This is a genomic window from Salmonella sp. NW38, assembly GCF_051807745.1.
Lineage (GTDB): Bacteria > Pseudomonadota > Gammaproteobacteria > Enterobacterales > Enterobacteriaceae > Salmonella > Salmonella enterica.
This window is the reverse complement of sequence record NZ_JAMMTO010000001.1, coordinates 613631-639102: the sequence shown is the minus strand read 5'-3', so window position 1 is coordinate 639102 and position 25472 is coordinate 613631. Positions and strand designations below refer to the sequence as shown.

Below are 25472 nucleotides of genomic sequence, written 5' to 3'. Positions count from 1 at the left end.
ATTCATTAACACGGCAAATACTATTTGTAGCAAGCCGCGTCCGGCGCTATCAGAGGGGAAGAGATGAGATCTGTTAAGGTATATGAGGAAACCTGGCCGTTGCATACGCCTTTCGTTATTGCGCGTGGTAGCCGAAGCGAAGCGCATGTTGTCGTTGTCGAACTGGAAGAAGAGGGCGTAAAAGGCATCGGGGAATGTACGCCATATCCACGTTATGGTGAAAGTGATGCCTCGGTCATGGCGCAAATCATGAGTATTGTGCCTCAGTTGGAAAACGGGCTGACTCGCGAAGCATTGCAGAAACTGTTGCCGGCAGGCGCGGCGCGCAACGCGGTGGATAGCGCCTTATGGGATTTGCAGGCCCGCCAGCGGCAGCAAAGCCTTGCCGGGCTGCTCGGCGTGACGCTGTCCCCGGTTTTTACTACCGCGCAAACGGTAGTGATAGGCACGCCGGAACAGATGGCAGCCAGTGCGGCGGCACTATGGGAAAAAGGGGCGACGTTGCTGAAAATCAAACTCGATGCTCGTCTGATTAGCGAACGTATGGTGGCGATCCGCGCGGCGGTGCCGGAGGCGACGCTCATTGTGGACGCCAATGAATCGTGGCGTCCGGAGGGGCTGGCGGCGCGTTGTCAGTTACTGGCGGATCTGAATGTCGCGATGCTGGAGCAGCCGCTGCCCGCGCAGGATGACGCCGCCCTGGAAAATTTTATTCATCCGTTGCCCATCTGTGCAGATGAGAGCTGCCATACTCGCAGTAGTCTGAAAGCCCTGACGGGGCGCTACGATATGATTAACATTAAGCTGGATAAAACCGGCGGTCTGACCGAGGCGCTGGCGCTGGCAACGGAGGCGCGGGAGCAAGGATTCGGCCTGATGCTGGGCTGTATGCTCTGTACATCAAGAGCGATTAGCGCCGCGCTGCCGCTTATGCCGCAGGTGAGCTTCGCCGATCTTGATGGCCCAACATGGCTGGCGGTTGATGTTGAGCCCGCGCTACGCTTTACGACGGGTCAACTCCATCTTTAGGATGCCAGCGGAGCAGATTCGACATAGCCAGCAGGTATTTTTCGCTGGCTTCATCGGCAGAAACAGGGGGAAACTCGGCGGTAATGCAGTGCAGGTTGAGGTCGGCGCACCAGCTGCCAAACGAACCGGGCGTTTCGTAACCAACGCTGGTCACCAGCGGCAACGCAAACGCATCGGCCAGCCACTCGCCTAGCTCGCTGCGACGTGGATCTTCAATGCAGGCTAGCGGATCGTGAAAAGAGACGACCCAGGCGGGTTGGAGTCGATGTATTAACTGGCAAAGCGCCTGGGTTTCCGGTTCTGAGCCGGGATGGTCGCCGGTTAGCAGCACGACATCACGCTCTTGCGCGCGGCTATTCCAGCGATAAACTGTTTCACCCGCTTTCCAGTTGGCGGCGGGAAAGTTACGGTTTAAATCAATGCCATTTGCATTTGCCCTTAATCCCAGTTGACAGCCATCAGGATTAACGGCAAGTACGACATGATGACGGCGAAGGGAAGGATTTAAGGTGCGTAACGCACAGGAGAGCGTCACCACGGATGAGGTTTCATCCCCGTGGGTGCCAGCCAGTATCAGGCCGCTTTCGCGATCGGCGGCAGGCGCCGGAAACCAGATTAGCGGTGCGCCTAGTAGCGAACGTCCATAATGTTCAGTGCCTGGCGGAAATGCGCCGCGCTCGGCACGGGGGCGGGTGACAGTCATACATGTTTCCCGAAGCTGAGACCAGTAGGGTAATCATCGTAGTGTTGTGTAAAACCCGCCGATTATCAAATGGTTTCTATTTACCCTCTTGTATGGCGCGATATCAACTTTCTGGCGGAAGATAATTGCATTTCTTTCTGCTGAAACAAATAATTACGTTGTTATTTAACTCATCTTTGAGGAACTTCTATGAGGCATTCTGTTTCAGTAACCTGTTGTGCGCTGTTGGTTAGCAGCTTTTCCCTGGCATATGCTGCGGATGTTCCCGGTGGAACGGTACTGGCAGAGAAACAAGAACTGGTGCGTCATATCAAAGATGAGCCCGCTTCGTTAGATCCAGCGAAAGCCGTTGGGCTGCCTGAAATTCAGGTGATCCGCGATCTATTTGAAGGGCTGGTTAACCAGAACGAAAAGGGTGAAATTATCCCTGGCGTCGCCAGCCAGTGGAAGAGCAATGATAATCGTATCTGGACGTTTACGTTGCGGGATAATGCGCAATGGGCCGATGGAACGCCGGTGACCGCCCAGGATTTTGTCTATAGCTGGCAACGTCTCGTTGATCCCAAAACGCTTTCCCCCTTCGCCTGGTTTGCCGCTCTGGCTGGCATCACTAATGCGCAAGCCATTATCGACAGTAAAGCCACGCCGGATCAGCTTGGCGTCAGTGCCGTGGACGCGCACACTTTGCGTATTCAGCTTGACAAGCCGTTGCCCTGGTTTGCCAGTCTGACCGCCAGTTTTGCCTTTTATCCGGTCCAAAAAGCGAATGTTGAAAGCGGTAAAGACTGGATGAAGCCGGGAAAACTGATCGGCAATGGCGCGTATGTGCTTAAAGAGCGCGTGGTAAATGAAAAACTGGTGGTCGTGCCTAATACGCATTACTGGGATAACGCGAAAACGGTACTGCAAAAAGTGACATTTTTACCCATTAACCAAGAGTCGGCTGCGACGAAACGTTATCTTGCCGGTGATATTGATATCACCGAATCTTTCCCTAAAAATCTGTACCAGAAATTATTGAAGGATATTCCAGGGCAAGTTTATACGCCGCCGCAATTAGGGACTTATTATTATGCGTTTAATACGCAGAAAGGGCCGACGGCGGATTCCCGCGTTCGTCTGGCGCTAAGTATGACCATTGATCGCCGTTTGATGGCGGAAAAAGTCTTAGGTACCGGTGAAAAACCGGCCTGGCATTTTACACCGGATGTCACGGCAGGATTTAAGCCCGATCCTTCACCGTTTGAACAAATGAGCCAGGAAGAACTTAATGCCCAGGCGAAAACATTGCTGCGTGCAGCAGGCTACGGATCGCAGAAGCCGCTTAAATTAACCCTGCTTTACAATACCTCAGAAAACCATCAGAAAATCGCGATTGCGGTGGCGTCAATGTGGAAGAAAAATCTGGGGGTGGATGTGAAATTGCAAAACCAGGAGTGGAAAACGTATATCGACAGCCGGAATACCGGTAATTTTGATGTTATTCGCGCCTCCTGGGTGGGGGATTACAACGAACCGTCGGCTTTCTTATCCTTATTAACGTCCACGCATACGGGGAATATTTCACGCTTTACTAATCCGACTTATGACAAAATCCTGACGCAAGCGACGATGGAAAATACCGCCGAAGCGCGTAACGCGGATTACAATGCAGCGGAGAAAATTTTAACGGATCAAGCGCCTATAGCGCCTATTTATCAGTATACCAATGGCCGGTTAATTAAACCGTGGGTAAAGGGATACCCCATTACTAACCCGGAAGATGTGGCCTATAGCCGTACAATGTATATTGTGAAGCACTGATGCGTACTGGTTACCTTTTGATGAAAGGTAACCACGCCCGCCGCCTGATGCCGCCGTTCTCATTGGTGTGTTTTCAGCCAGGCGGCAATATCCTGTGTCGGCAGATGATGTTGTGCATTCCAGGTGTCGCTCATCGGCCACCACATACCGTCACCACGCGCGAAGGCGACGCGATAGCGCAGCATTGGGTCATGCGGATGTAAACGGAGCTGCTCCTGTAAGTCAGGTAGCGTCAATACGCCTCGGGTAAAAGTTTGCTGCGTCACGCGTTCGACCGTTTCCGCCAGTTTTGCATAAGAGGTCGTTTCCCCCGCGACAAAGACGACTTCGTTAGTGATACGCGGCTGATGCAGATAAATTTCAGTGGTCAGGCGACCAATATCCGCAGGCGACGTGACGGTGACCTGCATTTCCCATCCGCCGAGGGCATTGATGGTTTTTTGGGCTAAGTTGACCACACCAAAGGCCGGTTCGAAGAGAAAAGAGGTAAATATACCGGTTGAAACAATCACCCACTCTGTGACGTTTTGCTCGCGCAAAAGCGTCCTGACGTCATACTGTTCGTCCCACACCGGCTGGCCACTGCCTTTGCCGACCACATCGTAATTCACGCCAAACTGCCAGGGGAAATAGCGCTTAACGCCCGCCTCCAGTACCGCGCGGGTGATTTTTATCTGGGTACCCGCACCGGCGACAAACCCCATACAATTGATGATCGTATCAAAACCGCGGAATTGATCTTTTAACGCTGCAACCGAACTGCCCGCGATGTCGACCGGGATAAACCGCGCACCGGCATCCGCCAGTTGTTGATGAATGCTGGAACGTCGTTTGCTCTGTTTATCCCTGGATTGCCCTGACACAATAACGCTAACGGAACCATTACGCTGTGTGACCGCCGGAACCAACGACGCCAGCACTGACGCCCCCAGTTGTCCCGCGCCCAGCACCAATACTTTTTCACCCACCTGATTATTGGATTGTTTCATTTGCACCTCTCTGTGTTGGTTCACCTGTAGATTAAAGATTACGTCAGGGTTCTGCGTTCGATAAGACGCCGAAGACGGGTTAGACTGTTCTGATAAATGGGATAATTGGCGGGGGGAAAATGGACAAGCTGGAAGCGATGCAGGTCTATGTTTGCGTAGTGGATACCCATAGTTTTATCAGAGCCGCCGAAGTGCTGGGCGTGCCGCGCTCAACGGTATCGCGGGTGGTTAAAGAACTGGAATCCTGGCTTAAGATTCAGCTTTTGCAACGTACAACCCGCAAACTTAGCGTGACCGCAGAGGGGCGGCGTTACTACGAAGAGTGCAAAAGAGTACTGGCAGATATCGCGGCCATGGAGTCGTCATTTCCCGGCCGGGCGGCACAACCCAAAGGGCGTTTTAAAGTAGGGATGCCGCAATCTCTCGCCCGGCATTGCATTATTCCCACGCTCCCGGCCTTTTTGCGCCAGTATCCGGAGCTGGAGCTGATACTTTGTTCCAGCGATAGCGTGGAGGATATTATCCTGCAAGGGTATGACTGCGTGATTCGGGCCGGCAGGATCGATGATTCCACCACGCTGGTTGCCCGTCCACTTGCCAGCTTTAACTGGGTGATAGCAGCATCGCCCACTTACATTGAGCGTTACGGTAGCCCTGAAAATTTAGATGATCTGCAAAAACACCATGCGGTCGGCTACCTGAACCACCGCACTGGGCGTACCACCGACTGGTTTTTTACGCGTGAGGGGAAGGATTACGCGATGCGGGTGCAGGAGACGCTGGTTGTCGATGATACGGACGCTTATATTCAGGCCGGAATACAGGGGCTGGGGTTAATTCGCGTCGCCAGCTATCTGGTTGCGCCGTATCTGCACAGTGGGGCGCTGGTGACCTGCATGGACAACCATTCTTATGATTTGCCGCTTGCGCTGGTCTATCCGCAAAACAGGTTTCTGCCGCCTACGGTACGCGCTTTTTATGACTGGTGCAAAACGGCGCTGAGCCAGCCGGAGTCTCTTCGCTAAAAAATATTATTCCGGATATCGCATTGCCTGTTTAGAAAACTTTTTCACAGACGGTCAAAATGACGGTACTGGTTTTGACGCATAAGTAAAAGGCATTATCAAACAGGTGCTACACGGCGAGGATATAGCAAGCACTGAACGTTTGGATGCAATAAAAAATCTGTACAACTGTTATTAATGAACTTTTTGTATAAAAATAATCGGATTTAACAATACTCATTGTACCTGTCTTTTGCTCTTATCATGGCGTCTTTACAACGAAAGGGTGCTTTAGCGTGGAATATTCAATATTAAGTAACAACCTTAAAATGCCTATGGTGGGTTTTGGCGTTTTTAAGGTAACCGACAAAGAAGAATGTCAGCAGTCAGTGTTAAGCGCTATTCGCAGTGGTTATCGTCTTATCGATACCGCTGCGGTATACGGCAATGAAGATGCCGTTGGTGACGCTGTTCGTGAAGCCATCGCGACAGGCCTGTGTACCCGTGAGGAGTTATTTATTACTTCTAAACTGTGGGTGCAAGATATGGCTAACTACGATCTGGCCAAAGCAGGTATTGAAGCGTCGCTGAAAAAATCCGGGTTAGATTATTTTGATCTCTATTTATTGCATCAGGCAATGGGCGATTATTTTAGTGCGTGGCGCGCGCTGGAAGACGCTTATGAAGCCGGTAAACTAAAAGCCATTGGCGTGTCCAACTTCTATGCGCATGTGTTAGCCAACTTCTGTGAAACCGTCAGAATTACGCCAATGGTAAACCAGGTCGAATTGCATCCATACTTTGCACAACCCGCCGCGCTGGAAACCATGAAGCATTATAACGTTCAGCCTGAAGCGTGGGCGCCGTTAGGCGGCGGGAGACATAAACCGTATGAAAATGTCATGCTTCAAAGGATTGCCGATGCCCATCAAAAAACCATCGCGCAAGTTGTCCTGCGTTGGAACGTGCAGCGTGGCGTCACGGTTATTCCTAAATCCACTCGACAGGAACGTATTGAAGAGAACTTTGCCATCTGGGATTTCTCACTAACGGATAACGAAATGGCTCAAATCAACGCCCTTGATTTAGGCTACGTTGGCGAAGCGGTGAAGCATTTTAATCCTGAATTTGTTCGCGGTTGTCTTGGCGTTAAAATCCACGATTGATCCCGGCGCTTGCAGATGTTTTCTCGCATGAACAGCTTCTAACACGGTTGCCGGAGCGTAGACGGCAACCGTGTGATATTCGCCTGGCCGTCAGGCGCCGAAGGCACCATCGATGGTGTGCATCGCGCCGGTGACGAAAGAGGCTTCCGGACCGGCAAGCCATGCCACCATTCCAGCCACTTCTTCAGGTCTTCCGTGTCGTTTGATCGCCATGAAACTGTGCATCAGCTCTTTCATGGGGCCATCTTCCGGATTGATGTCGGTATCAATGGGGCCTGGCTGCACCACATTTATCGTAATCCCGCGGGGGCCAAAATCACGGGCCAGGCCGCGCGCCAGCCCTTGCAGGGCTGATTTACTGGCGGCGTACGCGGCCATTCCCGGTACGGGCATCCGATCGCCATTCACGGAACCGATAATAATAATGCGTCCACCTTCCGGCATGTTGCGGGCTGCTTCGACTGACGCATGGTAAGGCGCATGGATATTAATGCGGAACAAACGATCTATCGCATCGCTATCTTGTTCCAGCGCATCGCCGAAGAGAGCCACGCCCGCATTGACGACCAGAATATCCAGTGGTCCGTACTCACGCACGAGGCTGATGATGGCATCACGATCGGCGCTATCCGTCTGGATGGCGGTGCTTCCAGTTTCCGCTGCCAGTTTTTCGGCGGCTTCACGCGATCCGGCGTAGCTGAAAACGACCGATGCGCCGTCAGCGCTAAAGCGTCGTACAATAGCCGCGCCGATACCACGACTTCCCCCTAAAACCAGTACAGATTTGTTGCGAAATAGCATCATCAGGATGTCCTTTATGATATTGTAGTAGCCACTACAATATGCGTAATGAAATCATGCCGTCAAGGAGTTATGTAGTAATGACTACAAAACATAGTCGAACGCCGGGTCGTCCTCGCCAGTTCGATCCGGAGCAAGCCATTGAAACCGCTCAACACTTATTTCATTCGCGCGGCTACGACGCGGTGAGCGTAGCGGATCTGACAAAAGCGTTCGGGATCAATCCTCCCAGTTTCTATGCGGCGTTTGGCAGCAAGCTGGGGCTGTATACCCGCGTATTAAAGCGTTACAGGATGACCGACGCGATTCCGCTCGGGGCGCTTCTGCGTCACGATCGCCCGACCGCGAAGTGCCTTATTGATGTGCTGATGGAAGCGGCAAGACGTTACGTTGCCGATCCTGATGCCACCGGATGTCTGGTTCTGGAGGGCGCTCATTGTAACGATAAACCGGCACGAGAGGCCGCCTGCGAGTTTTACATCGCTGCTGAAAACCTGATTCGCACTTATGTCGCCATGCGGTATCCGCAAGAGGCTGACCGGACGACGGACTTTATGGGGACGTTAATGGCGGGACTTTCCGCCAAGGCGCGAGCGGGGTATGGCCTGGAGCGTCTTCAGGAGAGCGTGCTTCTGGCTGGGGATGTGCTGGAGCGATTACTGCCGGATTAACGCAGCGCATCAAAAAACCTGAGCCAGTCAGATACGGACAAACAGGGAGCAATAGCCCTAATCATCCATCTTGCCGTTGCGGTATTCGGTAAAGTACATCAAAAATAGAGGTGCCAGGGAAACGAGAAATGCAAAAATGTAGTCTTATTACGGTACTTAGCTTATCAGTGTTGATGCTAGCCGGATGTACAACGACCTATACCATGACGACCCGGACGGGAGAGATTATTGAAACGCAGGGTAAGCCGGAGGTTGACACCGCAACCGGAATGACGAAATACGCTGATGTTTATGGTTATCATCGCGTTATTAAAACCAGTGAAATAGTGCAGACGACAGAAGGCGCATCGAAGCTGGACTGGTAATGCGCTAAAGCAGTTGGGAGGCCGTGTCCAGTATGGGTACCGGACAGTTTCTGGGCCTGAATTGAATAGAGTGCCTGTATAGCCGAATTCCGGGTCTCAGCTTGATTTGTGTCGTCAGTTATTTGGTTGTTCCCTGTATATTGAAGGTAAACAGTACTCATGGCTAACGGTCTGTTTTGGATTGTTAACTATCCCGGATTCTGCGCGTTTTATTTAGTCACAACCGTGGTTAAGAATATTTTGGGTCAGACTTACACGCCGGGTATTAAGATAATCCGTCGCATAGAGAGCTTGATCGGCATCATTCGGTTCAAGAAGAAACGGCGTGACTTTAGGTATGAGATCAGCAAACAGGTTATATTGATCCACAGAAGCAAAATGCCGGGTAGCGCTGGCCCAGGGCATTCGCATCAGCTCTGCGTAAGAAGGGGATAGTTGAACAGGCAAATCAAATTCTTTCAGATTAGCAAGCATCTCCTTACTCATATAAAATGTGACCCTGTTTCGCGAAAAGGTGTTAAGCACTGCCTTCAGTCGTTTAACTTTTGCTTCTTTACTCATGCTATTATCAAAAAAACGTGGTGAAAGCATAATAGCAATCGATGCGTTTGATGAAATAACATTATGTAGTGGTTTCAGGGCTACAACAATCTGATCGTTTGTGAAGATACGCTGCGTACCAGAGGAGGTAGTATAGTTTCCACCCAGCCAGATCACATAATCCGTTGTTTTGAGGGGAAGCGCTTTTTCCGGTATATTACCCCTGTCAGGTGCCACTGTTTCAATTGCTAGTGAGTCTTGTCCCCAGACATTATTTACTTTAGAACTCAAAAAATTATATTCTGAAATGTTCCTTAGTTTTAGTAGAGTTATCTGTGAGCGGGTAAAAAAGAGATTGAATCTCACTTTGTTCTGCAATTGCCGAAGTAATCTGAGCGCGTTCTGATCGATCAGATGACTATAAAGACCAACAGTTTTTCCGGAAAGTATTGCTGAGGCATTGTTCGCAAGAAGCATTTCTTTTATAGCTCCTTGCCCAATAATCAGTACGCAACTGTATTTTTCTGGTCTGATTTTATCTATGGGGATATCGGTAAGATTGACCAGGTCAGGAGTGCCATGCCGCCAATTATCATGAATGACTGTGGCTCCGGAGGCGTCTCCTCCGGCTCCCCTGGTGATAATAAGAGGAGGGGGGGTACTGGCATGTGCGATATACGAAAAACAAGCTACCATTGCTAGCGCTGTGTTTCTGATGGTTGTATACATATCGTCTGCCCTGATTTCGAAAATATGAATAATGTCTCCTCTTATAATGTACATCAAAAAGAGAACATTTTAATTAAACGTTATCTCAACGAGATAAAAGGTTAGCACAGGAAAGTATAGAGAGAATGTAATCATACCAACATTATAGATGTGGGAGCATGAAGGCCCCGCAAGCCGCCCGGCCAGCATACTCCCATTAATAGTTAAAGTATGGACTTTGCTTTTACCGTAAACTGTAGCCAATATTACCTGATCACTACACCGTACAGTACTGTCAGAAACCTGGCTCCGGTGTTGCGTGACAACAAGTTATTTTCTCAATCCTTTCAAAATGTTAACTTATTTAATAGTCACTTATTTTATCAGAATCAATACTGAGAGTTTTATTACCGCTCTGAAAAGAGAAGGCTTTTCAGATGAAATACGTGGATGGTACGAAGTCATTACAGTACAGGGATATAATAATAAAGATCGACAATGGATTCATTATTCTGTTGCTTTTGGACGGATGCCAAATGGAAGTATTCAATATCTTCTCCTTCTCTCCTGATAAGATTCAGTTTTGGCAATATACACATATATATTGTATTGGAAAATTGTTGATATTTTTCCTTATGACCAACGAAATGGAATTTTGCATATTTACCACATTTTATTACCCTCGACATGGGCATTTTGCCTCCATCGACGGAATTATGTTCCATACCAAAAAAACTGCTTACGGCGATGACCTGGTCATTGGTATTATCCGGCTTAAAAGACGAGAGACAATACACATTTTCGCCCCACGTTCTGAGCGTCTCATGAATGATTTTCCATTTTATAGGCGACGCTTTTTTAGGAAGGTCATTTGTTGCGATCTGATGAGATGTTTGAAATCCGAAAATTTCTTTTGACGTAAGCTGACAAATTTCGAACTGATAATGCTCATCACAGTCAAGCCAGTAGGGAGGCCGTAGGTTTCTGAGATCCCAGAAATCAGCCTTGCGATAGTTATTGGGATTGACACCAAATGTTTTTTTGAACTCTCGACTATAGGACTGCACTGAATCAAACCCCATTCTGAACGCGATATCTGTGACCGACTGAGAGGTCAGCTTTAGCAGAGTGGCGCTTCTGCTCAACTTGCGTTGTCTGATATATTTTCCGATAGAGACTCCACACTTTTCTTTAAAAAAATCCTGCAAACTCCTTCGCGAATAACCTGTTATAACAACCAGCTTTTCAATATCAATCCTCTCTTCAATATTTTTTTCTATTTGCTCTAATACTGAGATTATTATGGCTTTTTTCATCATCATTCCTCTTTATTGAAGCCGAAAATATAAACATTTAAGGTATTTGACATACTGTGTTATTAAACTAGTGGGGTTGTTAGCTTTTCTGGCAAAACAAGAAATATTTAAATTGCTTGACGTTTTTGAATAAACTTTACACTTGGAGATCGGTTTTTGCCAGTAAAGCTAAGTAATTAGCATGGCGAAGGGCATAATTTCACAGGGGGTTAAAATGATTGAATAACCCTGAATTTTTAGCTCGTGAGATTATAAATCTCGTAATTATTTCTAATGATTTAATAAAAGGGAATTGTTTTGTACTTCAAAAAATCTTTATTAGCGTTAGCGATTTGTGCATCCGTGGTCTCAGTAGAGGCGGTGGCGAATACCAGAGCCAATGATATGGCTTCTTCTGCTACACCTGCTTCTGTTGGTCACCGTCCTGTGGCAACTACTAATGCAAAAAAGATAGAAGTGTCTGGGGAACTGACGACCGGTTCAACCCTCCAGATAGCGGATGTTTTTATTAGGGATGAGGATGGGGATCCCTTATCGCTGGATAAAATGAATAATGCCGACGATATTAAATGGTACCTGGTGGATAATGAGGCTGCCGATCCTTCTGGAACCCCGGCGGCAACCGGGACGGCTTTTACCATTCCTGCTGATGCAGGCGGTAAAAAAATTAAAATCGTTTACCGGATTAAGACGGCAACGGGGACGCCGGATAGTGCATTCTTGCCTGCCACTGTCTTATTAACTTCTTCATCTTCTGGCGTGGGCGGCGACTCCGCCGCAGACGGTACAATTTCTAATAAGCTACGTTCTGTCACTATCAATGTGGTGAATGAAAGTGGTAAACCGACTGATGAACTCAACGGTACCAATGACGCCAACACTCCAGTGGTGGGCGGCACCCTTGAAGCGGTACTGGAATGTGCCGCCACAGCGGCGGCTGAGTGTGAGGTCAGTAATTATAACTTTACCTGGCAGATGGCGGATGCCGGGACACCAGATAAGTTCACCGATCTGAATAATACTAACGCTGAAAAACATAAATATATTATTAAGGGAACTGAGCAGAATAAACTGTTCCGTGTCCACGTTACGCCTAAAACGACGAAAGCCACGCCGGAGAATAAACGCGCTATCCGTCGCTGATGGTTATCGCTAAATAAACCTCTTATTTAAATACTCCCTCTGCCAGGCAGGGGGATATAGCAGGAGACAATAAAGTGGTTTTTTCTAAAAAACCCATTACTAAATATATAACCTGGGCCATTGTTACCAGTCAGATTCCACTCCCGGTCATTGCTGATAGCGATAATGAAATTCAGTCGTGGATTGCGGGGACGGCATCGTCTATTTCTCCGCATCTGCAGGAGGGGACGCTGGAGGATTATGCCAAAGGAAAAATAAAGGCATTACCAGGGCAAGCCGCTAATCATTTGGTGAACGAGGGGATGAAGAGCGCTTTTCCGGAGATTATTTTCCGTGGTGGCGTCAATCTTGAAGACGGCGCGAAATATCGTTCATCAGAGTTCGATATGTTTATTCCCGTCCAGGAAACGACATCGTCTTTACTCTTTGGCCAGCTTGGCTTTCGCGACCACGACAGCAGCCGTTTCGATGGCCGCACCTATGTTAACGTTGGTGTGGGTTACCGCCAGGAGGTCAATGGATGGCTGCTCGGCGTCAATACGTTTCTGGATGCCGACATCCGTTATTCCCACTTGCGTGGCGGCATTGGCGGGGAAGTCTATAAAGACAGTCTGGCCTTTTCCGGCAACTATTATTTCCCTCTCACCGGCTGGAAAACGTCAGCAGTTCATGAATTACATGATGAGCGTCCGGCATATGGCTTTGATCTGCGAACAAAAGGCACGCTCCCCGATTTTCCCTGGTTCAGTGGCGAGCTGACATATGAACAGTATTACGGGGATAAAGTTGATCTATTGGGTAACGGTACATTAAGCCGGAATCCCCGCGCCGCAGGTGCGGCTCTGGTCTGGAATCCTGTCCCCTTGCTTGAGGTCAGAGCAGGATATCGGGACGCCGGTAATGGCGGATCGCAGGCTGAGGGCGGTCTGAGAGTCAACTATTCCTTCGGTACGCCGTTACATGAACAGCTTGATTACCGCAACGTTGGGGCGCCGTCAAATACGACTAATCGGCGTGCCTTTGTCGATCGTAATTACGATATCGTCATGGCGTATCGGGAGCAGGCCAGTAAAATCCGCATTACGGCAATGCCAGTGTCAGGCCTGTCCGGGACGCTCGTGACATTAATGGCGACGGTAGATAGCCGTTACCCGATTGAGAAAGTTGAGTGGTCGGGTGATGCGGAGCTTCTCGCCGGGCTCCAGCTTCAGGGGAGTCTGGGCAGCGGCCTTATCCTTCCACAACTTCCGCTGACGGCGACCGACGGTCAGGAGTATAGCCTTTATTTAACGGTGACTGACAGCCGGGGTACTCGCGTGACCTCCGAGCGTATCACGGTAAGGGTGACACAGGATGAGACCAGTTTCCGTTCCTGGATAAATGTTATCAATGACGATGTTCAGGTTGAGGATGGCAACTTTGTTGTCAGTACGCCGCTTCCCGCCGGAGAAGAGGGGAAGGTTATTGAGTGGCACTACGTGCGCGAGCGCTCTGAAGAGGAGTGGGCGTCGCTCAAACCACGTAATATTAAGTATCAATCAGATACGCCGGGTCTGGCATTTAAAGCGCTCGGTGGTACAGAGCGTGACGGCCATTGGGTTGAACGGGTTCTGGTGACCCATATCGGCGATGATGCCCGCTCGCTCAAATTACATATTGAAGCAAGCGGACCAGACGATAAACATCCGGTGAAGGGTACCGTACTACTACAAGCGCAGTCAGACAGTATTGCGCAGAAGGTCACTTCTGTGGAGGTGCTTTTTACGCCGGGTACTGAAGAAGCCAACGGAAGCGTCACTGCGCCAGTCGTCGGAACAGAAATGCGAGCCAGAACGCTTTGTATAAATAACACGGACTGTACTGATGCGTTTAATTATCAGTGGGAAATCTCGGATGAAATGAAATCCTGGCAATCCGTACCGGGGGCGACAAAAGCCACCTGGCTTATCCCTTATAGCCTTAACGGGGAATCGCTACAGAATAAATATATTCGCGTCAGAATTATTTCTGATAAAGAAAATGCTAAGAGTTCTACCGCAGCATCTGATGCGAATTAATGTTTTAAAAAGGATCAACAGTGCGTATGTCGAAACATAATCTTATTATCTATAGCCTGCTTCTGGCGGCTGCGCCGATAAGCGTCTTGGCGGATTCGTCGACAACGTCCGCGGCAACCGTCGGGATGTTTTCTCCTCCTACGGCGCCGAGCGTTGGGCACAGGCCTAGTTCGCCGTTGAGTGATTATGGGTTGGAATTGAATGGGGATTATGGATATTTTGAATCATATATACCTATACCAGGCATGCTTTTAAAAGCAAGAATGGTTGGGAGAGTCAGTGATCTTGATTCTGAAAAATATCAAGCTAATGAAACGGCTACCACAGTATGTACGTATTATCGCGTTGAGAAAGATGACTCACAGCATGAGCTTCTACGTGAAAAGCCGTGTAAATATGAAATTGTTATCAGCGAGGATAATGTAGGTTCGAAGATAAGAATTGAGCATTATAACGAAACAGATATGGTCTCAGCACCAGGATATACGCCTGTGCCGATGGTTTCTGAACTCCATTCTATTGAAACAAAACGTATAGTTAAATTGAGTAAAGATTTATCTGTCATTAGTGCAGATAAATCTTTACTGATGCCAGGAGAGAGTGCTGTTGTGAAAATTATTGTTAAAGATATAAATAATAACCCCATATCTAATCTCAATCTCCAGTGTGGGCATTTTTCAATAGGAAGTTGGAATAGTCGATGCGATATCAAAGCCGGGGGTAATCCCGGAGAGTATCTTCAGACGGTAACTTATAATGGAGGTTCAAATGGAGAGTTGAAATTGACATATAAATATTTTGGGGAATTGATTAAAGATAAATTTACTATCTCCGGGACAATAAAAAAGTAGAGTAAAAACAGCAATGAATAATGGGTTGGCTTTTATTTCACTGCTCTTATTATGGATGTTGACTTGGTTCTTTAGTAGATTGCTAAATAATTATTATGGCTAAAATAATACAAACGTTAAAAGGAGAACTTTTTATGACACCAGCAACAACACAAGATTATATCTCATTGGGTCAGGAACACGCTGTCACCTTTGGCAAAACGCAGCTGACCCTCAAACCCGGTATACTGGCTGAAGGCAAACCATTACCCTGCACAAAGGGGCTGGTGAGCCATAATTTATTACCGGGTTACTGTATCCCGGGGATAAAAAAGCGGATTATTGTCGTCCCGTCACTGGATACGCCGGTTTGTGAATGGCAGGTAAAAGACTATAGTGACCGCCTTAAATCAGCGGGTAGCCACTCAAACCGGGCGGTATATGTGCTGAGTATGGATACGCCATTTGCTCAGGCCCGTTTTATTCGGGAACATGATATTCATCCCGGCATAACCTTTGTTTCTGACTACGCTTGCCGCCAGTTTTTGGATAATTCCGGGCTGAAAATTAATGAGCTCAGTATTTTTGCCAGAGCGTTGATAGAGTGCGATGAAAACAATGTGGTTACGCGTGTTATTGTACCACGAGATATCACTCATCTTCCTGTTTACTAATCACTTATATCAGCACCGTCCCTGCACAGAGAACCGAATAACCGGCAATGCAGGGGCGCAGACATCCTCCTGTAGTGCCCCCACATTTAACACATATACTATTGCATCACGCATAAGGAACTGAAAATGATGCCAGCGGATGGGGCAGGTTAACGTTATGGCACCCCTGAATTTCTGCAATAATCGTCTGGTAACCGGAAAGCCACTTATGACTTTGTGATTTGGCCTGCTGGTGCTGTAAATTATTTATCAATAGCTCCATTGATTCGCGGGTCTGCCAGTAATAATTATTAACCATTCTTCCGCTGGCGGCATCGGTATAGCTTTCCATCCCAATATAGCCATCAATAGACTGCGTATAGCGCTCAATCCAGCCATCCAGTTGATAAAACTCTTCGTCGTACTCTTTTTTTTCGAAAATAAAACTTGTCAGAAACAGCGACATGGTATTTCTCCTGTTACGCAATATCAATCAGACACCCATCAACGTGGATTCAAAACGTAAACCTGGCATCATTTTTTCAAGGCCGTCAGTCAGCATGTTTCCTGCCGCGTACAATTCATCAACCGGCATTTCCGGCAAGCTTTCAAGGATAAACCACATCGCTTTATCTGAAGCGCTTAGTCGGGTACGTACTCCCTGACGCCAGTTCCAGCGCCGACAGGTGACGCCTCTGTCATCGCGCCAGATAACTTCGCCCGGTTCTGGCGACTCGGTGACGGGTTGTCCTTCTTTCAGGGTATCAAATGTTTCACTTCCGTCTGCGAAAACCAGCCGCGGCGATCCACAATAAGCCGCGCTATTTTCGCCGCCTACCGGTACGGCATAGCGCAGGCTCACCGCGTTATAAAGATCAACGACCGGATCCAGCGCCGCCATTGTTCCATCCTTCAACACGCGTTTTCGTAGCGCTTCAGCCGAGCAGGGGGTGCGCTTTGGTTTTGCGCCGAATGCTTTAAACACCGCATTCCAGGCGTCTATATGCGCCTGTGCCCACGTCGGTTGGCCGTTAATTACGGCCTGACAGGCCTCTTTTAGCGCGATTTCTCCGACCTGCGCATCGCGAACCGGAGCGGCAATAACATTAATACTTAATGCACGAAAGCCGGGAGCGATACGGGCCAGTTCCGGGCTGATTGACGGTAACATAGAAGACATCGCATAATCCTGTAATGACTATTTTCTTCTATGATATCGACCAATGACCAAAAAAGTCAACTTATCGACCACGGCGGGCGCCGACGTCAGCACGATAAATGAAGCTGTTTCCCAACGTATCAAACAATTTCGTAGCCAAAAAAAGATGTCGCTGGATGAGCTTGCGCGGCGTTCCGGCGTCAGTAAAGGAATGCTGGTGGAAATTGAAGGCTGTAAAGCCAATCCAAGCATTGCGCTATTATGTAAGATCGCGGCGGCAATGGGAGTGTCCGTGGCGGATTTTGTCAACGTCGCCAGCGAGCCGATGGTCCATCTTATCGACCGGGATGCTATTCCGGTGTTGTGGCGCGGCGAGAAAGGCGGCAGCGCAAAACTGATGGCGGGAACCAGCGGGCCGGATATGCTGGAACTCTGGCAATGGATAATGCATCCTGGTGAACAGTTTGAATCGGCAGGGCATCCGGCAGACACCTGTGAATTACTGTTTGTTAATCAGGGAACACTGACATTAACAGTCAACGGTAGACGCTTTATTATTCGGGAGGGCTGCTCCGCTGTAGCCAGAACCGACATGCCTCATGCCTACGTTAACGACACTAATGAGGTGCTTGAATTTACCATGACGGTGAATGAAAAGAGCCGTTGATCACCGTGAGGAAGGCGCTAACAACCCGTCATCCGGACAGAGAAGCCTCGGTGCCCGATAAGCGTTATCGGGCACCGGCTATCTTTTATTTTGTCGCAGGCGCGGTCTCCGGGTCATCGATATAGAGCGTCTGGCTTGGGAAGGCGAAGTCAGCGCCGTTTTCCTGGACAATCGCAATAATTTTCAGGTAAACATCCTGCTGTACGGCAAGCCATTCCTGCCATACTGTTGTTTTGGTAAAGCAATACACCATAATATTCAGCGAAGAGTCGGCGAATTCATTAAAATAGACCAACAGCGTCTGTTTCTGATCGATATCTCTGTGCGCCTGCAACATGTTTCTGATAGCGTCAACAATGAGGCCAATTTTGTCGGCATCTTCGTAACGTAATCCAATAACCGTTTTTATTCGACGGTTGGTCATCCGTCCCGGATTCTCAACGCTAATGGATGAAAAGACGGAATTAGGCACGTACAACGGGCGGTGGTCGAATGTGTTAATTCGCGTAATTCGCCAGCCGATTTCGGCGACCGTACCTTCGATATTTCTGTCAGGAGAACGAATCCAGTCTCCGATACTGAAGGGGCGATCGAAATAGAGCATAATACCGGAGAAAAAATTGCTCAGGACATCTTTGCCCGCCATACCAACAGCGATACCGCCGATACCGCCAAAGGTCAGCAGACCGGACAGACTCATGCCAAAATGTTCGCCATACAATAAGACAATCGCGACAATAATGGTTATTTTTATGACCCGTGCCAGAATACGGGTACTGGTGACATCTCTACCTTTATTGACCTGTGCTTTTTCAAATTGGTTAATAATCAGGAAAAGTTTTATCGTCAGAATAAGCGCAATGAGCGAGGTGCAGATAAAATCAATGACCCCGGAAGAGATAAAACGCAAATTATAATCTTCAATAGCATTATTCAGGATGCTCCCGATGGTCCCAATAATAATCGCGTAAATAAAAAACTGTGCCGCATGAAACGTGAATCCTTTCTTCCACTGTACGTTACGGCTGAGCCAAAATCTCACGACCAGCAACGCCATGCCGCAACTGAAAAGTATCGCCAGATTAAATGCGTTTTTGAGAAAAAATTCAGTGAACATTATTGTTTTCCGCTCCTTCCTACGATAACAGCTCAGAATGACCTGATTAACAGGTATTTTACCCAGGATAAACGCGTAGATCATCGATAAGTAAAAAGAAGAAATAGTGCTATTAGCTTTAATCTCAGCGGTTTACTTTTTATGTAAATACAATGTCACGTTTTATGGAGCAGACATCGCGTGATTGTCATGGTATTGTTGCTATCAGGTAACAAAGTCATCTGTAAAGGACAATACTATGATCATGATGAAGCTGAAATCGGCGAAGGGGAAAAAATTTCTGTTATGCCTGCTGGCAGTGTTTATCGTTGCGGCATCGGTGGTAACGCGCGCGACTATCGGCGGTGTGATTGAGCAATATCATATTCCACTGTCCGAGTGGACAAGCTCTATGTATGCCATTCAGTCGGCAATGATTTTCGTTTACAGTCTGGTGTTCACTATTCTGCTGGCGATTCCTTTGGGGATCTATTTCCTCGGCGGAGATGAGCAACAGGAATAGGGTATTGGCCGGATGGCAGTGCCATCCGGCAGGACAGAAGAGGGATTAATCGTCCTCGTCGTCCAGTTCAACCGGTGTTTGATACTCATCAGGCTTAATGACTAACAGGTCGCAGCGCAGATGGTCAATGACCTGTTCGGCCGTGTTCCCCAGAAACGCGGCTGAGAGTCCGGTACGTCCAACGGTGCCAAGCACAACGATCCCCGCCTGGAGATGTTCGGCAAGGTCCGGGATAACTTCTTCCGGCAAACCTTTTTCTACATGCGTAACTTTTTCATCGATGCTGAATTTCTGGCGCAGCGCTTTCATCGCCAGTAAATGCTGGCCTCTGATGGCGTCGTTATACACGCTGGGATCAAATTCCGGCAGCTCAATGGCAATATTGATTGGCGTAACGGGGTAGGCGCCGACCAGGTGTACTTCGGTATGATTAACCTGCTCCGCCAATTGTAAGGTCTCTTTTACCAGCTTTTCGTTGAGAGCATTGTGATAGGGCTCTTCGCTTGCCAGGTTCACGGCGACCAGGGCTTTGCCGCCCTCTGGCCACGGCTGATCTTTGACCATCCACACGGGGCTTGGGCATTTACGCAGCAAATGCCAGTCGGTAGGGGTAAAAATGACCGCTTCCAGTCGATCGTGCTGATGCGCCATTTTCAACACCAGATCGTGACTGCCGGCGATAACCTCCTGGATGATGGCCTCAAAGGGACGATTGTGCCAGACCACTTTAATTTCAATGGGGACACCGGCTTCAAGATAATATTTCGCCTGCTCACGTATCCAGGCTGTGCGTTGACTTATTACGCCCTGACGCATTGCGGTGCGTTCGTCAGGAGAAAGCAGGGTGGTCATCTCATACGAGAAATCGTAAATAGGCAGGAAAGCTTTAATTTTGCCGCCAATCCGTTGATGCAAATAAACTGCTCGCCGTAATGCGGGTTGGTCGTCCTGATTGGGATCGATGACCACCAGCATATTTTGATACATAGCCATACAGGGTCTCCTTACAACTGTCATCGCAGTTTGTAACTAAAGAGTAACTCAAATATGGTGAATGAAACAGAGGAAGCGCTTCTGCCAGATCAATAAATGAGAAAAATTTAACGATATGGCAGAAGATAACATCAATGGTTTAGCTGACGTTTAAGCGACGTTGCGGGTATGACCGGCGAGGGCCGCCAGCGCATCGCTGTTTTCAATAGTAATATACTTACCTTTCACCGCCAGCATACCGCTTTTCTGGAAACGCCCCAGCAGACGGCTAATGGTTTCGACTGTTAAGCCCAGATAGTTGCCGATATCGCCACGGGTCATCGTCAGGCGGAATTCACGCGGTGAAAAACCACGCTGCGCAAAGCGGCGGGACAGGTTGTAAATAAACGCAGCCAGACGTTCTTCGGCGTTTTTCTTCGACAATAACAGGATCATATCCTGATCGCCTTTAATTTCACCGCTCATCAGACGCATCATTTGCTGACGCAGGTTAGGCATTTTGCCGGACAGGTCATCCAGTGTCTCAAAGGGTATTTCACATACCATTGAGGTTTCCAGCGCCTGTGCAAAGCTCGGATGATGACCGCTGCCAATGGCGTCAAAACCCACCAGGTCGCCTGCTAAATGGAATCCAGTAATCTGCTCATCGCCTTGCTCGGTAATGGTGTAGCTCTTAATCGTTCCGGAGCGGATAGCATAGAGCGATTTCAATTCATCACCTGCTTTAAACAGAGTTTGCCCTTTCTGAATGGGCTTTTTGCGCTCGATGATATTATCAAGCTGATCAAGCTCATGCTCGTTAAGTGTGAACGGGATGCAAAGCTGGCTGATACTGCAATCCTGGCAATGGATAGCACAACCGCCAGACTGAATGCGCCGTATAATTCGCTTTTCCGGGATCATAGGTCTGCTCAAGCCGTAATTGATATTTGTCAATTTTAACATCTTTTTGGTGAGCGCGTAAGTCTGAGCTATCCCGGAGAAGGAATAATTCAAGTATAAGTTTGATGAATACTTTTATCTATTTGAAAATACGTAATTTATTTGTTGTTGCTTTACATAAAAGTGTGACCGATAAGGCACTTTTTGCCTGTATATTCATAATAAAAGATAGCCTTCATGGCGTAATAGCCACTCTTTTCGCTGCACGCCACCGGCGTATCCGGTCAGAGTGCCGTTACGCCCGATGACGCGATGGCAGGGAACAACAATACTGATGGGGTTAGCGCCATTCGCAGCACCGACTGCGCGTGCGGCGCCCGGTCGTCCCAGTTGCGCCGCCAACTGACCATAGTGCATCACCTGCCCGCAGGGGATAGCGCGCAACGCCTGCCATACTTCCCGTTGAAAAGGTGTGCCCCCCGTTGCGGTTTCCAGGGTATCAATTACGGCGAGATTGCCTGCAAAATAATCTGCAAGCTTATCGCTGAGTCCACCGGGGTTAGTCGCAGAAAGGCGTTCATAGCCTTCGTGACGGTAGTGGATATTTAGCAGTTGCTCCATACGATCGCGGTACTGTTCCCACTCAATGGCCCGCAGTCGAAACTGCTCATCGCAAACCACCCATAACGGTCCTAATGGCGTGGCTATCTTCTCTTCAAGTAATCTCAGCATCCGTTCTCTCACATCGTCTTAATCTAACGTAAGAGACAAGATATCATGCCAGGAATACCCGCAACCATACTCCTTAAAAGATAGTCAGGGATAACACATTTAGCGACAGTAATATCGTTGGCGGAGAAAAAGAGAGCCGGGCGAGGCGGTTAATTGCCTGACATTGTCATTGTTATTGGAAATAACTGTAAACCGTTGTCGCTATAACAGGGCACGGTTATGATAACGGCAGTCGCAAAAACGCTGGAGGATGAACCATGAACCTTGACGATAAAGCGCTGTTTCTTGACGCCATGGAGGATGTCCAGCCGCTGAAACGCCATACTGATGTACACTGGCAGCCAACGCGCAATCTTAAAACGCCCCAGCGTATCGACACGCTTCAGCTTGATAATTTCCTGACGACGGGCTTTCTGGATATTCTGCCGCTGAATGAACCGCTGGAATTTCGTCGGGAAGGATTGCAGCAGGGGGTCATCGACAAGTTACGCAGTGGGAAATACCCTCAGCAGGCCAGCCTCAATTTGTTACGCCAGCCGGTCGAAACGTGCCGAAAGATGCTGTTTCGTTTTATCCTGGAGGCGCAGAAAGAGGGGTTGCGTAATGTCCTGATCATTCATGGTAAAGGGCGAGAGGCGAAGTCACATGCTAATATCGTCCGAAGCTATGTGGCCCGCTGGTTGACAGAGTTTGAGGATGTACAGGCTTATTGTTCGGCGCTACCGCACCATGGCGGTGTCGGGGCATGTTATGTCGCGTTACGTAAAACAGTGCAGGCTAAACAGGATAACTGGGAGCGCCATGCGAAGCGTAGTCGGTAAATCGTTGCCGCTGGCGAACAGGACCGCCAGCGCAAGCTCGCGCGAACCCGATTTTATGCCTGATATAACGCCTCATCCAAATGCTCAGGATTCTGCAAGAGAACGGGCGATAACGCTGTCCGCGGTAATAACACGCAGAAACAGTCATTCGCTTATTTAAGCGTCTATTAAAATATACTGGCTTTCGACTTAACTATTAAGCAGAAAATGGTGATAAGTACATCACTTGTCAATATGGATGGATGAATATCCTGGCATAGCGAATATAGGTAATTTTATCTGTTGCACTAAGGGAAATGGCGATGGTCTGGTATTGAATATGGAGAATGTCAAAGAAACGAATGGCAATAGATATCTGAAATGCTATAAAAATAAAACCTGTCTCCTATCCTGGTTGTAGGCCGTCAAAAATGTTGAGAAATATCAGCGTCAGGACATGCATTATTCTATTTATGGTATGTACGTTTCTTTTGGTGGATACTTTACAAATAGCTTTTCTGCACGATCTCCCTATTTTAATTACGTGTAATATCATTTATCTGATCTCGGCATTACTGCTTTGGTGGTATATGACCTGCTATCTGGTAGTGCCGATTAATACCGTGAAGAAAAGTATTGAAGAGGTCGCAGCAGGAAACTTGTCTATTCATATCTCCGAATTTGGCAATAATTGCGCCGGACGACTCATCCCCGGGATTAATAGCCTGTCGGAGAATATTTCCGCGCTGGTACGTGAAATCAGATCCTCTTCGCAAACGGCAATGACCCTTTCCGAACAACTGGCGGCGCGCAGTCTGTCGCTATCCGTAAAGACGGAACAGCAGTCGGCCTCGCTAATTCAAACTGCCGCCAGTATGGATGAAATGGCGGCGAGTACCAAAAACAATGCGGATAATACCCGAATGACGAGCATACAGGCGGATTGTGCAACCCAATGCGCCCGTAAAGGCGGTGAATTAATGGTGCGGGTTACAGAAAATATGCGTTCTATTACCGACTGTGCCTCGCAGATGACGGAGATTATTTCATTGATTGACGGTATCGCATTCCAGACTAATATTCTGGCGCTTAACGCGGCGGTAGAGGCTGCGCGGGCGGGCGATCATGGAAAAGGTTTCTCCGTGGTGGCCGGGGAAGTGCGTAATCTGGCGCATCGTAGCGCCGAGGCGGCAAAAAGCATCAAGGCGCTGATCGACGTTACGCATGACAATGTGCGGCAGGGGGCCGCCATAGTGCAGGAGGCTGAAAAAAATATGCAGGAGATTGTTGGCGGCTCCGGGCAATTAAACGTGCTGATGAATGAAATTTCCACCACCACGCGGGAGCAGGAAAAGGGCATTAACCAGATAACCCTGGCGTTGAGCGATCTGGAAAGCGCAACCCATAGCAATGTCTTAATGGTTGAAGCGCTATCTGCTTCTTCGGATGTTTTAAAGGCGCAGGTGATCGAGTTACAGACTAAAACCGACAAATTTCGTTTAAGCCAGCCGGGTTACAGTGAACATGCGCTGACGCGCTCTCATGTATCATCTCTTTCGACCATCACCAGGCGCGGCCAGGCCTGATAATACATGTTTGGTAAGCGCCTGTTGCTAAGGCGCTTTTTCCGCACGTTCCCGTCATTCTTTTTGCGCAATGAGAAAATGAGAGATTGCTTAACCTTTCCCGAAAGCTAGACTAACGGCATGAGAGTTGTAACGTGGAGGCGCTGTGGAAGCCATTAAGGGATCGGATGTGAACGTGCCGGATGCCGTTTTCGCATGGCTACTGGATGGTCGTGGTGGAGTAAAACCGCTCGAAGATAATGATGTGATCGATAGTCAGCATCCCTGTTGGCTACATCTTAATTATACCCACCCGGACAGCGCCCGCTGGTTGGCTTCAACGCCTTTACTCCCCAATAACGTGCGTGATGCGCTGGCTGGTGAAAGCTCGCGCCCGCGCGTAAGTCGTTTGGGGGAAGGGACGCTCATTACGCTGCGCTGTATTAATGGCAGTACTGACGAACGCCCGGATCAATTAGTGGCAATGCGTTTATATATGGACGAGCGATTCATTGTGTCTACCCGTCAGCGAAAGGTTCTGGCGCTGGACGATGTGGTCAGTGATTTGCAGGAGGGCACCGGGCCCGTAGATTGCGGCGGCTGGTTAGTGGATGTGTGCGATGCGTTAACCGATCACGCCAGTGAATTTATTGAAGAGCTACACGATAAAATTATCGATCTGGAAGATAATCTTCTCGACCAGCAAATCCCACCGCGCGGTTTCCTCGCATTGCTACGTAAACAGCTAATTGTTATGCGCCGCTATATGGCGCCGCAGCGCGACGTCTATGCCCGGCTTGCGAGTGAACGGCTGCCGTGGATGAGCGACGATCACCGGCGCAGAATGCAGGATATCGCCGACAGGCTGGGAAGGGGGTTGGATGAAATTGACGCTTGTATCGCGCGTACTGGCATCATGGCGGATGAAATTGCCCAGGTGATGCAGGAGTCTCTGGCGCGCAGAACTTATACCATGTCGCTTATGGCGATGGTTTTTCTGCCCAGCACCTTTTTAACAGGGTTATTTGGCGTTAACCTGGGCGGTATTCCTGGCGGCGGATGGCGGTTCGGCTTTTCTCTGTTTTGTATTCTGTTAGTTGTCCTGATCGGTGGTGTTACTTTATGGTTGCATCGCAGTAAATGGTTGTAACAAAAGCGCTTTTCAGACCATTTCGTATGAAAAAACGCCGAGAAATTTGAGCGAAGTCAATAAACCATCTACCTATTCGGGGCAATATCTCTCTCGCAGGTGAATGCAACGTCAAGCGATGGGCGTT

The 25472-nt window shown here is 48.7% G+C and carries 26 protein-coding genes; 15 read left to right on the top strand and 11 right to left on the bottom strand.

All coding sequences use genetic code 11. The annotated features are described in order from the left end of the window. Nucleotides 1–63: 63 nt before the first annotated feature. The gene (ycjG, locus tag NA624_RS03250; RefSeq protein ID WP_001258075.1) at nt 64–1029 is read left to right on the top strand and encodes an L-Ala-D/L-Glu epimerase; all 966 of its coding nucleotides are present in this window, start codon (nt 64–66) and stop codon (nt 1027–1029) included. Here ycjG and mpaA read toward each other — a convergent pair. Further along, nucleotides 1004–1732, bottom strand: coding sequence for a murein tripeptide amidase MpaA (gene mpaA, locus NA624_RS03245; protein ID WP_000219104.1), 729 nt, complete (start codon nt 1730–1732; stop codon nt 1004–1006). The genes ycjG and mpaA overlap by 26 nt on opposite strands. A 189-nt stretch (nt 1733–1921) precedes the next feature. Between mpaA and NA624_RS03240 the strand changes: the two genes are divergently transcribed. Then, nucleotides 1922–3535 (top strand): peptide ABC transporter substrate-binding protein, encoded by a 1614-nt coding sequence (locus NA624_RS03240; RefSeq protein ID WP_001216567.1) that lies wholly within the window; start codon nt 1922–1924, stop codon nt 3533–3535. A 59-nt stretch (nt 3536–3594) separates the two neighbouring features. Here NA624_RS03240 and NA624_RS03235 read toward each other — a convergent pair whose 3' ends face one another. Beyond that, on the bottom strand, nt 3595–4524 hold the full coding sequence (locus tag NA624_RS03235; RefSeq protein ID WP_000814359.1) for an aromatic alcohol reductase: 930 nt from the start codon (nt 4522–4524) through the stop codon (nt 3595–3597). 119 nt (nt 4525–4643) lie between these two features. On the opposite strand from NA624_RS03235, the gene NA624_RS03230 reads away from it, so the two are divergent. Together NA624_RS03230 and NA624_RS03225 are read left to right on the top strand one after the other, a co-directional pair. Then, entirely contained in the window at nt 4644–5549 is a 906-nt protein-coding gene (locus NA624_RS03230; RefSeq protein ID WP_000359206.1) for a LysR family transcriptional regulator, read from the top strand. 275 nt (nt 5550–5824) lie between these two features. Beyond that, on the top strand, nt 5825–6694 hold the full coding sequence (locus tag NA624_RS03225; RefSeq protein ID WP_000456775.1) for an aldo/keto reductase: 870 nt from the start codon (nt 5825–5827) through the stop codon (nt 6692–6694). 90 nt (nt 6695–6784) lie between these two features. Here the strand turns inward: NA624_RS03225 and bdcA are convergent, their stop codons facing one another. Continuing rightward, nucleotides 6785–7498, bottom strand: a complete 714-nt coding sequence (gene bdcA, locus NA624_RS03220; protein WP_000979080.1) for an SDR family oxidoreductase — start codon at nt 7496–7498, stop codon at nt 6785–6787. Nucleotides 7499–7575: 77 nt separating this feature from the next. On the opposite strand from bdcA, the gene NA624_RS03215 reads away from it, so the two are divergent. Next, on the top strand, nt 7576–8166 hold the full coding sequence (locus tag NA624_RS03215) for a TetR/AcrR family transcriptional regulator (RefSeq protein WP_000208476.1): 591 nt from the start codon (nt 7576–7578) through the stop codon (nt 8164–8166). Nucleotides 8167–8294: 128 nt separating this feature from the next. Continuing rightward, nucleotides 8295–8531, top strand: a complete 237-nt coding sequence (locus NA624_RS03210) for a YgdI/YgdR family lipoprotein (protein ID WP_001168017.1) — start codon at nt 8295–8297, stop codon at nt 8529–8531. A gap of 213 nt (nt 8532–8744) precedes the next feature. Here the strand turns inward: NA624_RS03210 and NA624_RS03205 are convergent, their stop codons facing one another. Together NA624_RS03205 and NA624_RS03200 are read right to left on the bottom strand one after the other, a co-directional pair. Next, nucleotides 8745–9854 (bottom strand): hypothetical protein, encoded by a 1110-nt coding sequence (locus NA624_RS03205; protein WP_000275498.1) that lies wholly within the window; start codon nt 9852–9854, stop codon nt 8745–8747. Nucleotides 9855–10243: 389 nt separating this feature from the next. Continuing rightward, nucleotides 10244–11101 (bottom strand): GyrI-like domain-containing protein, encoded by an 858-nt coding sequence (locus tag NA624_RS03200; RefSeq protein WP_077905324.1) that lies wholly within the window; start codon nt 11099–11101, stop codon nt 10244–10246. A gap of 291 nt (nt 11102–11392) precedes the next feature. On the opposite strand from NA624_RS03200, the gene zirU reads away from it, so the two are divergent. The 4 genes from zirU to NA624_RS03180 all read left to right on the top strand — a co-directional run bounded on the left by zirU (nt 11393) and on the right by NA624_RS03180 (nt 15799). Then, complete coding sequence (zirU, locus tag NA624_RS03195; RefSeq protein WP_000273676.1) at nt 11393–12238, top strand: two-partner-like secretion system exoprotein ZirU; 846 nt, start codon at nt 11393–11395, stop codon at nt 12236–12238. A 74-nt stretch (nt 12239–12312) separates the two neighbouring features. Then, nucleotides 12313–14295, top strand: a complete 1983-nt coding sequence (zirT, locus tag NA624_RS03190; RefSeq protein WP_000232038.1) for a two-partner secretion translocator ZirT — start codon at nt 12313–12315, stop codon at nt 14293–14295. A 26-nt stretch (nt 14296–14321) separates the two neighbouring features. Then, the gene (locus tag NA624_RS03185) at nt 14322–15146 is read left to right on the top strand and encodes a ZirS family two-partner secretion-like system exoprotein (RefSeq protein ID WP_001543107.1); all 825 of its coding nucleotides are present in this window, start codon (nt 14322–14324) and stop codon (nt 15144–15146) included. Nucleotides 15147–15241: 95 nt separating this feature from the next. Beyond that, nucleotides 15242–15799, top strand: a complete 558-nt coding sequence (locus NA624_RS03180; RefSeq protein WP_001062620.1) for a redoxin family protein — start codon at nt 15242–15244, stop codon at nt 15797–15799. Between the two features lie 106 nt (nt 15800–15905). On the opposite strand, the gene NA624_RS03175 is transcribed toward NA624_RS03180, so the two are convergent. Together NA624_RS03175 and NA624_RS03170 are read right to left on the bottom strand one after the other, a co-directional pair. Next, nucleotides 15906–16244, bottom strand: coding sequence for an antibiotic biosynthesis monooxygenase family protein (locus NA624_RS03175; RefSeq protein WP_000051812.1), 339 nt, complete (start codon nt 16242–16244; stop codon nt 15906–15908). 27 nt (nt 16245–16271) lie between these two features. After that, the gene (locus NA624_RS03170; protein WP_000097268.1) at nt 16272–16958 is read right to left on the bottom strand and encodes a B3/B4 domain-containing protein; all 687 of its coding nucleotides are present in this window, start codon (nt 16956–16958) and stop codon (nt 16272–16274) included. 43 nt (nt 16959–17001) lie between these two features. On the opposite strand from NA624_RS03170, the gene NA624_RS03165 reads away from it, so the two are divergent. After that, nucleotides 17002–17604, top strand: coding sequence for a helix-turn-helix domain-containing protein (locus NA624_RS03165; RefSeq protein WP_000163368.1), 603 nt, complete (start codon nt 17002–17004; stop codon nt 17602–17604). 85 nt (nt 17605–17689) lie between these two features. Here the strand turns inward: NA624_RS03165 and NA624_RS03160 are convergent, their stop codons facing one another. Further along, a complete protein-coding gene (locus NA624_RS03160; protein ID WP_000493666.1) occupies nt 17690–18721 on the bottom strand; it encodes a mechanosensitive ion channel family protein in 1032 nt (343 codons plus the stop codon). 238 nt (nt 18722–18959) lie between these two features. Between NA624_RS03160 and NA624_RS03155 the strand changes: the two genes are divergently transcribed. Beyond that, nucleotides 18960–19223: a DUF2534 family protein gene (locus tag NA624_RS03155; protein WP_000605646.1), complete on the top strand. Its 264-nt coding sequence runs from the start codon at nt 18960–18962 to the stop codon at nt 19221–19223. Between the two features lie 45 nt (nt 19224–19268). Here the strand turns inward: NA624_RS03155 and uspE are convergent, their stop codons facing one another. The 3 genes from uspE to ogt form a co-directional block, all read right to left on the bottom strand. Continuing rightward, a complete protein-coding gene (gene uspE, locus NA624_RS03150; protein WP_001262138.1) occupies nt 19269–20216 on the bottom strand; it encodes a universal stress protein UspE in 948 nt (315 codons plus the stop codon). 150 nt (nt 20217–20366) lie between these two features. Next, the gene (gene fnr, locus NA624_RS03145) at nt 20367–21119 is read right to left on the bottom strand and encodes a fumarate/nitrate reduction transcriptional regulator Fnr (protein ID WP_000611914.1); all 753 of its coding nucleotides are present in this window, start codon (nt 21117–21119) and stop codon (nt 20367–20369) included. Between the two features lie 195 nt (nt 21120–21314). Next, nucleotides 21315–21830, bottom strand: coding sequence for a methylated-DNA--[protein]-cysteine S-methyltransferase (gene ogt, locus NA624_RS03140; RefSeq protein WP_000945034.1), 516 nt, complete (start codon nt 21828–21830; stop codon nt 21315–21317). 257 nt (nt 21831–22087) lie between these two features. Here ogt and smrA point away from each other — a divergent pair, with 257 nt between their 5' ends. The 3 genes from smrA (at nt 22088) to zntB (ending at nt 25345) form a co-directional block, all read left to right on the top strand. After that, nucleotides 22088–22651, top strand: coding sequence for a DNA endonuclease SmrA (gene smrA / locus NA624_RS03135; RefSeq protein ID WP_001046800.1), 564 nt, complete (start codon nt 22088–22090; stop codon nt 22649–22651). 410 nt (nt 22652–23061) lie between these two features. Then, nucleotides 23062–24216 (top strand): methyl-accepting chemotaxis protein, encoded by a 1155-nt coding sequence (locus NA624_RS03130; RefSeq protein WP_000945611.1) that lies wholly within the window; start codon nt 23062–23064, stop codon nt 24214–24216. Between the two features lie 145 nt (nt 24217–24361). Next, nucleotides 24362–25345 (top strand): zinc transporter ZntB, encoded by a 984-nt coding sequence (gene zntB / locus NA624_RS03125; RefSeq protein ID WP_000387370.1) that lies wholly within the window; start codon nt 24362–24364, stop codon nt 25343–25345. Nucleotides 25346–25472 lie beyond the last annotated feature (127 nt).

Excerpts from the sequence above, each read along its gene's own strand:
- NA624_RS03185 (WP_001543107.1), top strand. The coding sequence starts at position 14,322 with ATGTCGAAACATAATCTTATTATCTATAGCCTGCTTCTGGCGGCTGCG.
- NA624_RS03210 (WP_001168017.1), top strand. The coding sequence starts at position 8,295 with ATGCAAAAATGTAGTCTTATTACGGTACTTAGCTTATCAGTGTTGATG.
- NA624_RS03180 (WP_001062620.1), top strand. The coding sequence starts at position 15,242 with ATGGCTAAAATAATACAAACGTTAAAAGGAGAACTTTTTATGACACCA.
- NA624_RS03230 (WP_000359206.1), top strand. The coding sequence starts at position 4,644 with ATGGACAAGCTGGAAGCGATGCAGGTCTATGTTTGCGTAGTGGATACC.
- NA624_RS03240 (WP_001216567.1), top strand. The coding sequence starts at position 1,922 with ATGAGGCATTCTGTTTCAGTAACCTGTTGTGCGCTGTTGGTTAGCAGC.
- NA624_RS03130 (WP_000945611.1), top strand. The coding sequence starts at position 23,062 with ATGTTGAGAAATATCAGCGTCAGGACATGCATTATTCTATTTATGGTA.
- NA624_RS03205 (WP_000275498.1), bottom strand. The coding sequence starts at position 9,854 with ATGTACATTATAAGAGGAGACATTATTCATATTTTCGAAATCAGGGCA.
- NA624_RS03155 (WP_000605646.1), top strand. The coding sequence starts at position 18,960 with ATGATCATGATGAAGCTGAAATCGGCGAAGGGGAAAAAATTTCTGTTA.
- NA624_RS03175 (WP_000051812.1), bottom strand. The coding sequence starts at position 16,244 with ATGTCGCTGTTTCTGACAAGTTTTATTTTCGAAAAAAAAGAGTACGAC.
- NA624_RS03160 (WP_000493666.1), bottom strand. The coding sequence starts at position 18,721 with ATGTTCACTGAATTTTTTCTCAAAAACGCATTTAATCTGGCGATACTT.
- ycjG (WP_001258075.1), top strand. The coding sequence starts at position 64 with ATGAGATCTGTTAAGGTATATGAGGAAACCTGGCCGTTGCATACGCCT.
- NA624_RS03215 (WP_000208476.1), top strand. The coding sequence starts at position 7,576 with ATGACTACAAAACATAGTCGAACGCCGGGTCGTCCTCGCCAGTTCGAT.
- NA624_RS03200 (WP_077905324.1), bottom strand. The coding sequence starts at position 11,101 with ATGATGATGAAAAAAGCCATAATAATCTCAGTATTAGAGCAAATAGAA.
- mpaA (WP_000219104.1), bottom strand. The coding sequence starts at position 1,732 with ATGACTGTCACCCGCCCCCGTGCCGAGCGCGGCGCATTTCCGCCAGGC.
- ogt (WP_000945034.1), bottom strand. The coding sequence starts at position 21,830 with ATGCTGAGATTACTTGAAGAGAAGATAGCCACGCCATTAGGACCGTTA.
- smrA (WP_001046800.1), top strand. The coding sequence starts at position 22,088 with ATGAACCTTGACGATAAAGCGCTGTTTCTTGACGCCATGGAGGATGTC.
- NA624_RS03165 (WP_000163368.1), top strand. The coding sequence starts at position 17,002 with ATGACCAAAAAAGTCAACTTATCGACCACGGCGGGCGCCGACGTCAGC.
- fnr (WP_000611914.1), bottom strand. The coding sequence starts at position 21,119 with ATGATCCCGGAAAAGCGAATTATACGGCGCATTCAGTCTGGCGGTTGT.
- uspE (WP_001262138.1), bottom strand. The coding sequence starts at position 20,216 with ATGGCTATGTATCAAAATATGCTGGTGGTCATCGATCCCAATCAGGAC.
- bdcA (WP_000979080.1), bottom strand. The coding sequence starts at position 7,498 with ATGATGCTATTTCGCAACAAATCTGTACTGGTTTTAGGGGGAAGTCGT.
- NA624_RS03170 (WP_000097268.1), bottom strand. The coding sequence starts at position 16,958 with ATGTCTTCTATGTTACCGTCAATCAGCCCGGAACTGGCCCGTATCGCT.
- NA624_RS03235 (WP_000814359.1), bottom strand. The coding sequence starts at position 4,524 with ATGAAACAATCCAATAATCAGGTGGGTGAAAAAGTATTGGTGCTGGGC.